General features: G+C 35.2%; 11 protein-coding genes. 8 read left to right on the plus strand and 3 right to left on the minus strand.

The window, feature by feature from the left end; all coding sequences use genetic code 11:
- Positions 1-10 precede the first annotated feature (10 nt).
- The 3 genes from DPQ89_RS13975 to DPQ89_RS13985 are packed head-to-tail and all read left to right on the plus strand — an operon-like array spanning position 11 to position 2,287.
- Positions 11-1,030 (plus strand): hypothetical protein, encoded by a 1,020-nt coding sequence (locus DPQ89_RS13975; protein WP_127717647.1) that lies wholly within the window; start codon positions 11-13, stop codon positions 1,028-1,030.
- Positions 1,027-1,893, plus strand: coding sequence for an HAD-IIIA family hydrolase (locus DPQ89_RS13980; RefSeq protein ID WP_127717648.1), 867 nt, complete (start codon positions 1,027-1,029; stop codon positions 1,891-1,893). Before DPQ89_RS13975 ends, DPQ89_RS13980 begins: the two co-directional genes overlap by 4 nt.
- 49 nt (positions 1,894-1,942) lie before the next feature.
- Positions 1,943-2,287 (plus strand): hypothetical protein, encoded by a 345-nt coding sequence (locus DPQ89_RS13985; protein ID WP_127717649.1) that lies wholly within the window; start codon positions 1,943-1,945, stop codon positions 2,285-2,287.
- Between the two features lie 134 nt (positions 2,288-2,421).
- Here DPQ89_RS13985 and DPQ89_RS13990 read toward each other — a convergent pair whose 3' ends face one another.
- Positions 2,422-2,841 (minus strand): hypothetical protein, encoded by a 420-nt coding sequence (locus DPQ89_RS13990; RefSeq protein ID WP_127717650.1) that lies wholly within the window; start codon positions 2,839-2,841, stop codon positions 2,422-2,424.
- A gap of 246 nt (positions 2,842-3,087) precedes the next feature.
- Between DPQ89_RS13990 and DPQ89_RS13995 the strand changes: the two genes are divergently transcribed.
- Positions 3,088-5,184, plus strand: coding sequence for a hypothetical protein (locus tag DPQ89_RS13995; protein ID WP_127717651.1), 2,097 nt, complete (start codon positions 3,088-3,090; stop codon positions 5,182-5,184).
- 30 nt (positions 5,185-5,214) lie between these two features.
- Here DPQ89_RS13995 and DPQ89_RS14000 read toward each other — a convergent pair whose 3' ends face one another.
- Both DPQ89_RS14000 and DPQ89_RS14005 read right to left on the minus strand, forming a co-directional pair.
- Positions 5,215-6,477 carry an Hsp70 family protein gene (locus DPQ89_RS14000; protein ID WP_127717652.1) on the minus strand — a complete coding sequence of 421 codons (1,263 nt, stop codon included), beginning with the start codon at positions 6,475-6,477 and terminating at the stop codon, positions 5,215-5,217.
- Positions 6,478-6,519: 42 nt separating this feature from the next.
- Positions 6,520-7,854, minus strand: coding sequence for a hypothetical protein (locus tag DPQ89_RS14005; protein ID WP_127717653.1), 1,335 nt, complete (start codon positions 7,852-7,854; stop codon positions 6,520-6,522).
- A gap of 241 nt (positions 7,855-8,095) precedes the next feature.
- Here DPQ89_RS14005 and DPQ89_RS14010 point away from each other — a divergent pair, with 241 nt between their 5' ends.
- From DPQ89_RS14010 to DPQ89_RS14025, 4 genes are all read left to right on the plus strand, one after another.
- Positions 8,096-9,709 carry a GMC oxidoreductase gene (locus DPQ89_RS14010; RefSeq protein WP_127717654.1) on the plus strand — a complete coding sequence of 538 codons (1,614 nt, stop codon included), beginning with the start codon at positions 8,096-8,098 and terminating at the stop codon, positions 9,707-9,709.
- Between the two features lie 2 nt (positions 9,710-9,711).
- Entirely contained in the window at positions 9,712-10,644 is a 933-nt protein-coding gene (locus DPQ89_RS14015; protein WP_127717655.1) for a biosynthetic peptidoglycan transglycosylase, read from the plus strand.
- 191 nt (positions 10,645-10,835) lie between these two features.
- Positions 10,836-11,777 (plus strand): hypothetical protein, encoded by a 942-nt coding sequence (locus DPQ89_RS14020; protein WP_127717656.1) that lies wholly within the window; start codon positions 10,836-10,838, stop codon positions 11,775-11,777.
- Between the two features lie 61 nt (positions 11,778-11,838).
- A complete protein-coding gene (locus tag DPQ89_RS14025; RefSeq protein WP_127717657.1) occupies positions 11,839-12,855 on the plus strand; it encodes a lipoate--protein ligase in 1,017 nt (338 codons plus the stop codon).
- Positions 12,856-12,893: the final 38 nt, after the last annotated feature.

Below are 12,893 nucleotides of genomic sequence, written 5' to 3' on the forward strand. Positions count from 1 at the left end.
TTTATAATATATGAAAGAATACCAGCCGATTGACACAACTGCCCAGAAAGAGGCCCTCATCAATGAGTTTAAGGGAAACCTTTTTGAATATCTTGTGGCGCAGTTTCTGGCCAGGCATTATCGAATAGAAGCAGACTTTGTACGCTCTTTTGGTGGCGATATAAGAAAGCAACTAACTGACTATGATCATTGGCTACGTGTTAATGAACCAGATTTAATCAAACAATTGCCAAAACTTGCCAAAGAGGTTTCTCTAGAACTGATAGATAAGGTCTTGCCAGCTAGTGCAACTAAGGTTTTGGTGATCGGTAAGACATTGGCCGTACCACACTCTAAAGATTGGGCAGAGGCCGATTTATTGGTTCTAAATATTGATAAAGTCTATCCGATCTCTTTGAAACTCTGTAAAGGTAATGCCTTTGTTAATACCAAGAGTGCTGGTGTGAAGAGCTTTATCAATCAATATTTCTGTGGTTTTTCAAATGCTAGCTTATTACAGAATAATATAAATAGAGGCGTAGATAGTCGATTTGAGCTAATGGCCCAAGAGCTTCACAGTCATGTCGGACTTGATTTCTATGGTCGCTTTGATCATCGTTGGGCAGATAGTGGCCATAGTGAATTACCAGGACAGCTTCCTAAAGATCTAAATGCAATCGTCGTTCAATCTTACTATGACTGCATAAAAGATATATATGAAACTCTAAAAGATTTATACAAAGAAGATAAAGTTCTCTTTGGAAAGTCACTTCTGCCGCTGATGGGAATAGGTGATGTTGATATTATTCAAATCACTTGCTTTCATAAAGAAGTCAAAGGCATTCGCTACAACTTTTCAGGAATACACCTTCTCTATGGTCAGGAGTTAATGAATGATTTGGAGATGATTGAAATTCTTCCACTAAAAGAATCGATTAGCTCTTTTGAGATCCAATTAAATCATTTAAAATTACAAATAAGAGTTAAACCTATGAATAAGTTCACTAGCGCTGCTTTTAAAATCAATTGTTCAATAAAAGAGATTAAATGAAAGAGATATCTTTACTAATTAAATGTGACTTAGCTACTGACTATATAACTCATATTGAAAAGTTTTTTTCTGTGAAACTAGTAAAAGAGCTGACTGACAATTGTCTAGTAATCAATAGTGAAGTCTTTGTTGATTGGGAGTATTTAAGAAGCTGTTTAGGTAATACAAGTATCAATTTTCAATTTATTGAATTCTATCAACAAGAAGTTGAACTTGATCGCTATCGAGACTCTGGAATCAGCTATTATTTCAACTCTGACGCCAAGTCTATTCATTTACCTCTGGTAGAATATTCTGAGCACCAAGAGAATTTAAAGAAGGCCTTATTCTTAGATCGTGATGGTATCATCAATATTGATACTGGTTACGTTTATAAGTTTAGCGAAGATATTATTTATGAAGATATCGCAGGCCTTATTAGCTTGGCCAATTCTCAAAACTTTGAAGTTATTGTTGTTACCAATCAAGCAGGAGTTGCTAGAGGCAAGTACACTATAGAAGACGTTAATCTCTTTCATACACAGCTTAAAGCTTTCTTAAAAAAATCTAATGCAATAATTGATCATATTGAGATCTGTCCATTTCACTTTGAAAAAGGACTTGCTCCGTGGAACTTCAACTCTCTACTTAGAAAGCCAATGCCTGGAATGTTACTTAGAGCGTGTTCACTTAGAGGAGTTTCTTTACTAGGTTCGTTGATGGTAGGGGATAAGGAAAGTGATCACCTCAATCTGATTGGTCCAAGATATCTGCTCTTAGAAGATAATTATAAGATCTCTGAGAATTTTGAAAAGTTTGATTCTAGAAGTCAGCTTTTTGAGAAAATTTCAAATTACTTGAATAAAACGCTTGATTTATCATAACTTAACGCTCAGTATTGTTTGTAAGAATTATTTATTGACGGAGTAATAAATGAAAATTGCAGCAGTTTTAGTATGTGCCTTCTTCTTATCTATGGCCGTACGAGCAAGAGACTTAAGTTACAAAGAAAGAATGTCAGTTCTTTCTGTAAAGAAACATATAGAATTAAAAAATTTCCTAATAGATCAAATAGACCCACAAGGTCTTCCTCTAAAAGATTATATCGCTTTTAAAGTTTTAAAAGAATCGTGTACTCCAGTGTCTAATACATTAGAGAGGATTCAAGAAGCTGGTGATGATCTAAAAGATCAGTCTACAAAGTTACGTCTTCTTTATGAAGGATGCATGGAAGGGACTCTAGGTTTAGGTCACTTGTTTCAGCAGCAGGGGAAGTAAGGCTGAAGTATCCGTTTACTTTGTGCGACTGCATGCGTTTCTGTTTTGTTATTTTGAATTGTCAGCCTGATTTAGCTCCTGAAACAGACTAAAATAAACTTCTAAGACCCTAGTAAAAGGGTCTTAAAATTTCTCTATTCAAACAAAGTTCCATCATAGAAGTATCGTAAGTCACCTTCTTGAGCAGTGGATTCAAATTTATCTGTGTACTTTGTCACCATTCCTTTCGAGTCAAATAATGAAGTTAGACCATCATCAAATGACCACTTTGTACTTATGTAGAGATCTGCAAGCGAGCTTCCTCCAATGATTCTTGATCCCGAGACAGTCACGGTAACTGTAGAATCATATTCCTTTGCAACTTTAATTGCCCGATGATAGCAGTCTTGCCAGCTTTTTTCTCTTGTAATTGAACGTACATCTGTAATCTTTGTTGATTTAACAATTCTTCCATTAGTCGCAAATATGGTTCCAAAGCCTTGTACTTCGCATCTTTGTGCAGCCATTGTAGTCAGAGGTGCCAACGCTAGTAGAGCGATTAAACATTTTCTCATTTTAGTCTCCAGTTAAATTTTGTTGTTATCTTAGCTTAAAATCAAATTGTGATGGTCGGTGGTTTGGAATATTTATAGGGCCTGTTAGAATTGTGACAGAGAAAACTCTGTTCATTTGTTATGTCTAAACTTTATACAGATGTTAAATAAGGTTCACCTAGTTTAAATATAAGTGTCTGATTATAAAAACGTTCTTAACGGCATATTTCTTGCTTATTCTAGACTAATTAATCTAGGAGTTTTTTGATGAAGCGTAAGAATCTATCTTTAGTTCTTTTACTATCTATGAGTCCATCATTGGTTATGGCCAATAATAATTTGGCCGAATCTATTGAGAGCATAAAGAGTGCTAGTGTCCCTGATCATATAGTTAAAGAGATTGAACAGCTGAGTAAGCGCAATATTGTTCTAACAACTAGACCTACCTTTTGTCCCCTAAACTCAACGAGAAATGATGTCATTTTAAGTAGTGTTAAAAATATTGAGGCCATCTTTAAAGATGACTGTCTTGATAAAATGCAAGGAACCTTGGATCAAGTTCTTACAGGTGCAGATGATATTCAAACATCTATAAATAATATGAGAGTTAACTCTGGTAAAGAAGAGGTGGATAGCTCTAGCACTGTGGCCGACACACTCGCGCCTGTTACAAATGTTACTGGAGACTTAAATGGTGCTCAAATGGCCTCTTTAGTTAATGGGCTAGATACTTTATTTAATAAGAATAAATGTACATACCTAGATGACACTTCATTCTTAGAAAACTCTGCAAATATAATTCAAAACTTTTCTCAATTTGGACTATACTCACCATCACCAACAGGTGTTACTGTGGCCTATGGTGGATTAGTCGTTGGCTCAATTTTGAAATTCATTAATAACTTATTTGAAGGTCGATTTGATTTTGAAAAAGACGAAGATCGAATGACTTTTATTAAGCTGAACTGTTCTTTTTATGATGTTCGTATAAAAATGCAACAAGCTGGAATAATTGATATCTCTACTGATCAAAACTATAAAGATCTCGCTAGGGCGAATGAGCTTATTGCAATACTTTCAAAAATTTCATCTGATGTTGATAAGGATTCTAAGACAATTTCTTTAGAATTAGAAAAAATTAAAAAACTTCAACTTGAACAAATTAAGAGTGATGAAATAAAATTCTTTAATTCATTAAGTTCTAAACTTGTAAAAATTGAGTCACGTCCTGGTTTTCCTATTCAGGCGCAAAGAGATGCGCTACTAGACTTACTTACAGGCTCATATTCTGAACTAGCTGTGGCCTTAGATAGTTATATTACTCCAGTTGAAGGACAGAGGCTTTCTAGACAAAATAGATCACTCTCAGAAATGATCTCTTCGTTGGATGAAGTAAAAAATTACGAAGAAGTAGAAAAACTTGAGAAAATGAGTGATTCACAACTAAATACTTTTGTTTCAAATCTTCAGTTTCATATTGACCGCGTAATGGGAGATATCTCGAAAAAGAAAGATGAGATGACAAAAGATATTGAGAAAATGAAGATTACAATAGATGAGATGACTCTGTCATATTCTGAGATAAGTAAAGTAGCTACTACTGGCAATGGTAAGAATGTTAATTCAGAGGTTCGTGCTCTTATTGATCAACTTACTGAGATTAAGATAAGACTTGAATCAATTACTGGAAAGAAAGAATTCTCAAGCGAAAATGGCAACGACGGTGCAGATCTAAAAATCCTTGAGGCCAATGATAAAATTGTTAATTATATCTATGGTGATTACGGAAAAGACTTTATCGAGCATATGAGAAAGAAGAGTAAGAAAGTAAATGATCTCTTTATGAAGGATTTCTCAAAATTTGCAGACAAGTATCTGGATGTCGTTGATGGAGTCTATAGAATTAAAGATAGATCGACTCTTTCAGAAGATCAAATTGATAAAGTTTGTGTGTCAGCAAAAACATTGCGTGGAACATGGAAGTATGGACAGAAATGGGCAGAGATGGGATATGATTTCTTATCAACAAATAAAGATATTTTTGGAGAAAGTGGGTCGTATCTTAATAATGACCGAGATAAGATATTTAACAACTCCCAAGGTGCTGTACTTGCAAGAAGAATTATTTCTGCTATGAAATTAGTTAAGAAATCAGCAATTGAGAATAAAACTGAAGAGATTCTTGTTTCTTGGAATGGAAAGAAGCACTCTATTGATAAAGCAATTGATATCTTAAAAGATGACTACAAGTACACTCTAGGTAAGAGTATGCTAGATATTCATAAATCTAGAGATTATAATGGACTTCTTCAAAATCTATATGGAAAGTATCGTTGTGACTTAAGAGCAAACTACGAAAAATAAAATTGAATGCTCGACTAGGTCTATAAAGGCCTAGTCTAGCTTTATTGCATACTCGGAAAGACCACCAACAACTGAATTATAGATATTGTACTTAATGAGCTTTTCTTGTCCAAAGAGTTGACTCAACTCATCTTGTATCAATTTAAACTGAGCACTACCACCAGTCAGACAAACTTGATCTACGTCTTCAATGCTTAGTTTTGATTGTTCAAATACATCTTTTAAAGAAGCTATGATTTTATCTATTACCACCTGAATCTTTTGATAATATTCTGTTGGAGAAATCTCCTGATTTATATTTATCCCAGGATACTTATACTGGAAAATATATTGATCGTTAGGGTTTGTTGAAATGGAGATCTTGGCCTGCTCAATTTCATTGAAAATAGGAAAGCCTAGCTGGCACTCTACAAGTGTAAATAATTGATCTAGCTTTCTTTTACTTTCTTCATCAATAGAAAATTTTTGGATTTCTTTTAAGTACTCCCATGTTTCTTTCTCTCTAAGGTGAGTTATGTGTGCGGGGGAGCAAAGCTTATTTAAAAGAAGCTTAGGGAATTTTAATATATTATTTCCAAAGGGAACTTGATATTCGAAGTCAGAACCAAAGTGTTTTGAGATGAATTTATTCATTGTTTCGCCGTCTATGGCATCTCCTGCCACAAAGACCCCACTGAGTCCTAAAATATCATCTTGTGAGTAAGTTCCACTATGCAGCTTCATGAGAGTGAAATCTGAAGTTCCTCCTCCAAAGTCTGCGATGAGAACGATTTTTTCTTCTTTATTATCTTTATCAAAATCTAGTCCAGCAGCAAGTGGTTCAGGACAAAAAATGATCTCCTTAAAGCCAGCTAGTTCAGCAGCCTGTCTCATTCTGTCTTCAGCTAATTGGTCAGACTTCTTGTCTCTGGAATACATTGCTGGTCTACCGAGAACTACTTTATCAACTTCACATTGTGTAAAGCTATCTGCTCTGTGCTTGAGTTCCCTAAGAAATACTGAAATTAACTCAGTGATTTTCATTTTTCGATTATGGACTTCTGTACCACTATAGTTTGCTTCAGGTAAGAATTTCTTGAGGGATCTAAAAAATCTTCCTTCTCCATCATTTTCTACATATTGTTCAATGGCCTCTTTTCCATAGAACCACTTTCCCTTGCTTGGAGTAAATAAGAGTGATCTTAAAATGAAGGATCCGTCCTTTTCAAGAGGCACAGGAGTAATCGTTCCTGAATCGCAAATATAATTTAGTAGTGAGTTTGAGGTTCCAAAGTCAATTGCATAGTGGGCCATAATTCTTCCATAAAAAAAGGCCGCATTTTGCGGCCTTATAGATTATAGCAGATCTCGTAATTGTTTAGAAGTTAATTGAACATGGTAAATATTTTCAACTGGAGTTGTATCCTCTTTATCAATACCATTTTTTCCATAGATATACTTATTGAATTCATCGTCAAGAGAAACGTTATAGTAGTTCTCAATCGCTTTTTGAAACTCATGTGTCTTGAATGGTCTAAACTTTCTCTCACTAAAGAAGTTCTTTAGAAATACCTTAAAACTTTCTTGCTTTGAAAACTTTAAATTCAGATGCCCAATAAATTTCATTCCCTTCGTGTACGCACGACGATCGGTGGTTCTCTTATAAGTTGAATGAGATGCCATATCCGTTTTAGATAATGAAAATGTAGAGTAAGACTTATAACCTGAATCTCTCCAACTCGCTATAGCTTCGTCTACCCATCCAGAATTCCCATGTGCAGGCATAATTCCTCTCGCGAAGTAGCTATGAATCAATTCATGTCCTAAGGCACTAAAGCTTGTAATCGTAGCTCCACAATACTCCATACCGCCAGAGCCTGCTCCGTAGATAATCAATTGAGGATGTGGCCATGGCCCGTAGTCTTTTTCTAACTCAGCAAGAACGGAAAGTGCCTTATTCATAAATCGAGTCACTGACTGATTAGAGTAAACTGTTACTGGAATCTCTCTACCATCAATTGATTTATAGACTTTTTTTAATTCGTCTTTTAGACCTTTTTTAGATAAGTGATAGAATAGTGAACTAGCAGTGAATGTTGCAGGATATTTAACTTGCCAGTGGTTTCTTTCAAGTTCTGTTACTTCACCATTAGTGTAAAGAACGTGTTCAACTTCAGAATTTAAAATTTTTATTTCAAAATTATTTTCGTATTGATCAAATTCTAAATTTGTTGGTAGATATTGCTCTAGATATTGTCTGTCACTTAGATCACTCATCCAAAAGGCACTTCTCACATAATCTGAACTCCATGAGAGATTTGAAGTAATTTCATTTTCAATTACTAACTCGTGGGCACCGGCCTGAAGAGTTCTATCTAGATATCTGACTGTTGATACTCCGTCTAAACTAGTTGTTTGAGAGCTAACTTCTTTTCCGTTAATCATGATCTTCGTTGGAGTTTCAACTAGGTCAAATATTGGTTTTCCATTAGATTCTTGAATAAATTTAATTTTAGTAGAGGCCGTTAATTTTCTCTTTGAAATATCATAACTCAGCACTGAGTGGGCCGTTTTGAAATCGACGAATACACCTAATGCATCTCTTCCAAGATTTAGAGATGGTGGAGCTTGATGCAAATTGGCAAATGTTGATAAAGATAATAGCAAAGCTATTAATGCTAGGGTTTTCATAAATCCTCCTGATTTAAAATACGTCTAGTTTATCGCAAATAATGAGTTGAGGATGAAATGTAATATTATTTTATATTTCTATACCTGATGTTTAGACTCAGATTAATGCAAGCTTATTTGTCAGTAGTTTATTTTATATGCCCAGTTTATTGGTCATCTCCGTCATATTAACGAATAGTTAGACTGCAAATGGCCTTCGCGTTAGAATGAGATAGTATATGTATTGATTAGGGGTAATGTGATGGATAGCTATGATTTTATCATTGTAGGTAGTGGTTTTGGCGGCTCGGTTAGTGCTTGTAGACTCACGCAGAAGAACTACAAAGTTGCGCTCTTAGAAAAAGGGCGTGATTACAGATCGAAGTCAAAATTTCCAAAAACTAACTGGGATATATATAACTATCTTTGGGCACCTATTATTAGATGTTTTGGAATTCAATCCATTACAGTTTTAAAGAATCTCTTGGTTCTTCATGGAGTAGGAGTTGGAGGGGGAAGCTTAGTTTACGCAAATACTTTGCTACGTCCTGCTAAGAAGATTTTCAACAGTTCATTTTGGCCTTCTAACTTAGATTGGAATACTGAACTAGATCATCACTATAATACGGCCTCTAAAATGTTAGGTGTTACTAAGAACCCTAAACTTCATGCAGGTGAAAAAATACTAGAAGAACTTTCAAAAGAACTCAACTGTCATCACACATTTGAAGAAACAAATATTGGAGTTTACTTCGATGGTGAGCAGGGAGTAGATCAGGATGACCCATACTTTAGCGGCGATGGCCCTAAAAGAAGATCATGTACAAGTTGTGGAAGTTGTATGATTGGTTGTCCTGAGGGAGCAAAGAATACTCTAGATAAGAATTATCTTCACTTTGCAAGTAAGTGGGGGGCAGATATCTTTGCTGAGACTACTGTAGATAAAATTGAAAAAGTTGATGATGAATATGTCGTTACAACTTTCAATACCTGTGGAATATTTAGAAAGAAGAGAGTCTTTAAAGCAAAGAAAGTTATTCTAAGTGCCGGAGTAATGGGAACGTTAGATATTCTCTATCGAAATAAGCTCGTTCATAAAACTCTTCCAGATATCTCAAATAGACTAGGTGAAGTGGTAAGAACTAATGGCGAGAGTCTATTGGGGGTTACCAGTAAGAAGTATAGAGGGGATTTATCTGAAGGTGTTGCCATTGGAGCTCAAATCAGACCAGATGAACACACAAAGATTGAAGCTGTTCGCTATCCTAAAGGAAGTGACTTTATGAAGCTTTTGACAGTACCTCTAACCGAAAGTGGTTCTCGTCTTTCTAGACCCTTTAAGATGATAAGAAGTTTAGTTCAAAACTTTATCCCCTTTTCAAAAATACTCCTAAGTAGAGATTGGGCATCAAACTCTGTTATTCTCTTAGTTATGCAGTCTCTTGATTCAAAGATGTCATTACGCTTTGGTAGAACTATGTTTAGAGGATTCACTAAGGGATTAATTGGAGATATGGGAGACGAGGTTATGGAGACATCAATCCCTGTTGCACAAGAAAGTGCAAAGATCATAGCGAAGAATATTGATGGGCAGGCCCTTAACTGTAGTTTGGAAGTGGCCGCTGGAAGTATTGCAACGGCCCATGTGCTAGGCGGAGCAGTGATGGCCCAAACAGTAGACACTGGAGTGGTGGATACTAATCACGAAGTTTTTGGATATAATGGTTTATATATTTGTGATGCGAGTGTTATACCTGCAAATCTCGCAGTTAACCCCTCCCTTACAATTTGTGCTTTAGCAGAGAGGTTTTCATCTCAATTTGAAATGATAGGCCATAGCAAAAGAGAAATTAAATTTAGTACTTTAGAGGCATAATTATGAAAAAGAGAATTCTACTACCACTATTATCAATTTTTGTACTGCTCATTATTGTGGCCCTATATATTTTCAAAATTCCTTTTGGTGATATAGGTAAGCTTGAAAAGCAGTATGTTAAAGTTGAATTAACCAAGGATAAGAAATCTCCAGTTGAATATTCAATTGTAGAAAAGATGCCTAAGGGTTGGGTTCAATTAAAAGATATCTCTCCTCATGCTGTTAAGGCCATTATGTTAAGTGAAGATTGGTTTTTCTATGGTCACGATGGGGTTGATCTCTCTCAAGTTAAAGAAGCTGCATTAGATGGAATAAAAGGTGAGAAACTCAGAGGTGCAAGTACTATTTCTCAACAAGTGACAAAGAACTTATTCTTAAGTAACGATAGAACAGTTCAAAGAAAGTTTAGAGAGCTTTTAATTACTCTCTACCTTGAGAAGAAAGTGTCTAAAGACAAAATTTTAGAAATATATCTCAATATTATTCAATACGGAAAGTCCCTTTATGGAATTAAGGCCGCTTCTAAGAAATACTTTAAAAAGTCTCCAAAGAACTTAAATGCCTATGAAGGAGCATTCTTAGCTATGTTACTTCCTAGTCCTGTTCGTTATGGTCAGTCTTATAAGGATCGTAAATTAACAAAATTTGCCAAAGAAACTATGGATAATATTATTGATAAAATGGTTTTGGCAAAAGTCCTTACTAAAGAAGAAGGGGCAAGGGAAAAAAAGCGCAGGCTTTCTTTTACAAGATCAAAATCTAAAGTTAAAGGTCTTGGAAATATGCAGAAAATTAAGAGTCACGATGATGGGAGAAATTGGGAGAAACGTTATGAATATGATCCTGATCTTGCCGTAAAAGAAGACTTCAAATATGACCCTGACGCTATTAATGAAGATGATTTAAATGTTAAAGAAGAGTTCACTGTTGAATAGCAATTTCAGTAATTTAGAGGGCCCTTATTCTATCTAAGAATGGGGGCAATTCGCCCTATCTCTGCGTTGTAAAAGTGTCTAAATGATACTCATTGTCCAAAGTATAACCACCCTCAGAACATATTCTCAATAGCTTATGTTGGCCTATATTTTGCTATATATAGCTCATTATATATCTATTTGGAGGAATTGTGTTAAACGGCAAACATATTATCAAATTACTTATGTGTTTAATTCTATCTATTCATTTTGTGAGTGCAGATACTGACAATGTTAATATCGACCCTGTTGTTGATGATGTTATGAGCTCTACGCCAAACACTCCTGATACAGATATAGATAGCTCTACTAATAGAACATCTAATAGCGATAGAAATTTATCTGGTCTAGGCCTAGATGATTACGAAAAAGTTGCTAAGCAAATATTCTTAGTTAAAGAGGCCATGAGTGACGACTATGCTGTAGGAGATGGACTTACTTTAACTCTCTATATTTTACGCTATCTCGCAGAAGTGGGAGAGTATGAATTAAAGAATGAAGACATCGTTCAGCTGGTTAATGCATTTGAGAAAATTACGGGCGAACAACTAGATGAGAAAGTAAAAGATGTTGTTGCAGGAATTGCAAGAATTGAGTTTGGTAAAAAAGATGATACTTACTTTGCTAAAATTTTCACAATCAATAAAGATGGAATTATTATTCCAATCCACGAAAAAGGTGATGATGGAAAGATTGATGAAATTCGTTACGCTAAAATAAAGAATAAAGCGAAGATTAAATTTACTGATGTTGTTACGAGTGTTCAAAAAAGTGAAATAAAGAGATTTCTTACTGAGAAAATATCTCTACCAATCATATCTGAGTCTTGGCTTCCACCATTGAATCAACTTCATAAAGACGTAGATCATGAAATAGGTACTTACCTGCGTGACACTAATATTATTCCTATGCGTGTTACGATGAAAGGAATCTTCATTAAGGTTAAGACAAAAACTTTCTTAAAGAATATGGATTTCTATGTCCGTAAAGTCTATACATTGGCCGGCAGAGAAAAGAATGGTCAACCAATTCCATCGTTCATCATGAGAATGAGAGCTGGGCTTGTGAATGTTAAGATCTCTATCGATCAGTAATTTAATGCATTTAGAAAAGACAATCATATTATTCCTTGCTACATAGTAGTGAGGAGTATTTATGTCTAAATTAAGAATTCTTGTATCTGAAACTTTTGATCCCTGGTTTAATCTTGCCACTGAAGATTGGATCTTCAGGGATATGGACCCAGAGACTCATGTTCTCTATCTTTGGAGAAATTCAGATACTGTAGTCATAGGTCGTTTTCAAAACCCTTGGACAGAGTGTAACACAGAGAAAATGGAGCAAGACTCTATTAAGCTGGCCCGCAGGCAAAGTGGTGGTGGCGCCGTCTATCACGATCTTGGAAATACAAATTTTACATTTATGAGCTCAAAGCAAAATTATGATAAGAGTGTTAATAATAAAATCATTATTTCTGCACTAGAGCAATTTGGTATCAAAGCCTATGCATCAGGTCGTAACGATATATTGGTTGATGACCATGAAGGTGCTAAGAAGATCAGTGGCTCTGCATTTAAAGAAACAAAAGATCGTTCATTCCATCATGGAACTCTTCTTATAAATGCCGATCTTACTAAATTAGGGCAATATCTAAATCCGAGTAAGAAGAAACTCGAAAGTAAGGGAATTAAAAGCGTAAGGGCGAGAGTAGCAAACCTAACTCAATATAATAGCGAGCTAAATCACGACGAGCTTTGCAAGGCCATCATAAAAGAATTCTCAGATCACTATAATGAAAAATGTGAAGTTGAGATTTTAAATAATGATTATTTGAAGTCCGTAGCTAAATTAAATAGCTACTATGAAACTCTTAAAGACTGGAAGTGGAGATTTGGTGAGACGCCAAAATTTACTCACACTTTAGAAGAGAGGTTTTCGTGGGGTGGAATGGAAGTTCATCTAGATTCTCATAAAGGGATAATTACGGACTGTGTTATCTACTCTGACTCTCTTCATCCTGAAATGATTGAATTATTAACGGCCTCTCTTTGTCAGATATCATATAGTGTCGACGCAGTGAAAAGTGCTGTTGATAACGTAAAGAAGCAGCTGCCTATGATTATCGAAGAACTAGATGAATTTTGTTCGTGGTTAGTTAAACAAATCGCTTAAAGTTTCTTTCCAAAAGGAGATGAGAGGCCTAGAATTTT

The sequence above is a fragment of the Halobacteriovorax sp. HLS genome, from assembly GCF_004006665.1.
Taxonomy (GTDB): domain Bacteria; phylum Bdellovibrionota; class Bacteriovoracia; order Bacteriovoracales; family Bacteriovoracaceae; genus Halobacteriovorax.

Bases quoted from the DNA above. Each gene is read 5' to 3' on its own strand.
- DPQ89_RS13975 (WP_127717647.1), top strand. From the start codon at position 11: ATGAAAGAATACCAGCCGATTGACACAACTGCCCAGAAAGAGGCCCTC.
- DPQ89_RS13980 (WP_127717648.1), top strand. From the start codon at position 1,027: ATGAAAGAGATATCTTTACTAATTAAATGTGACTTAGCTACTGACTAT.
- DPQ89_RS13985 (WP_127717649.1), top strand. From the start codon at position 1,943: ATGAAAATTGCAGCAGTTTTAGTATGTGCCTTCTTCTTATCTATGGCC.
- DPQ89_RS13990 (WP_127717650.1), bottom strand. From the start codon at position 2,841: ATGAGAAAATGTTTAATCGCTCTACTAGCGTTGGCACCTCTGACTACA.
- DPQ89_RS13995 (WP_127717651.1), top strand. From the start codon at position 3,088: ATGAAGCGTAAGAATCTATCTTTAGTTCTTTTACTATCTATGAGTCCA.
- DPQ89_RS14000 (WP_127717652.1), bottom strand. From the start codon at position 6,477: ATGGCCCACTATGCAATTGACTTTGGAACCTCAAACTCACTACTAAAT.
- DPQ89_RS14005 (WP_127717653.1), bottom strand. From the start codon at position 7,854: ATGAAAACCCTAGCATTAATAGCTTTGCTATTATCTTTATCAACATTT.
- DPQ89_RS14010 (WP_127717654.1), top strand. From the start codon at position 8,096: ATGGATAGCTATGATTTTATCATTGTAGGTAGTGGTTTTGGCGGCTCG.
- DPQ89_RS14015 (WP_127717655.1), top strand. From the start codon at position 9,712: ATGAAAAAGAGAATTCTACTACCACTATTATCAATTTTTGTACTGCTC.
- DPQ89_RS14025 (WP_127717657.1), top strand. From the start codon at position 11,839: ATGTCTAAATTAAGAATTCTTGTATCTGAAACTTTTGATCCCTGGTTT.